Origin of the sequence: Pseudomonas sp. DCB_AW (assembly GCF_026240895.1) — a bacterium.
Lineage (GTDB): Bacteria > Pseudomonadota > Gammaproteobacteria > Pseudomonadales > Pseudomonadaceae > Aquipseudomonas > Aquipseudomonas kermanshahensis.
In genome coordinates this window covers 1-385 of record NZ_JAPFCE010000198.1, presented here as the reverse complement: position 1 = coordinate 385, position 385 = coordinate 1, and the positions used below count along the sequence as shown (strand labels likewise).

At 57.1% G+C, this 385-nt stretch carries 1 protein-coding gene; it reads left to right on the top strand.

What is annotated here, in order from left to right:
• Positions 1-4: 4 nt before the first annotated feature.
• The coding region (locus OO306_RS28485; protein ID WP_369124848.1) for a hypothetical protein at positions 5-385 on the top strand (381 nt) is incomplete at its 3' end.

The window sequence follows — 385 nt, the reverse complement described above, 5'->3', positions numbered from 1 at the left end:
GGCCATGGCCCAGGTGCAGCTGCAGGAGTCTGGGGGAGGCTTGGTACAGACCGGGGGGTCTCTGAGACTCTCCTGTGCAGCCTCTGGATTCACTGTCGCCGATTATGCCATAGGCTGGTTCCGCCAGGCCCCAGGGAAGGAGCGTGAGGCAGTGTCATATATTAGAAGCCGTAAGGGCACGACGTACTATGCAGACTCCGTGAAGGGCCGATTCACCATCTCCAGTGACTACGCCAAGAAGTCGGTGTACCTGCAAATGAACAACCTGAAACCTGAGGACACGGCCGTTTATTACTGTGCAGCAGATTTTCTACACCGCCGTCAATCGTTACGACTACTGGGGCCAGGGGACTCAGGTCACCGTCTCCTCACACCACCATCACCA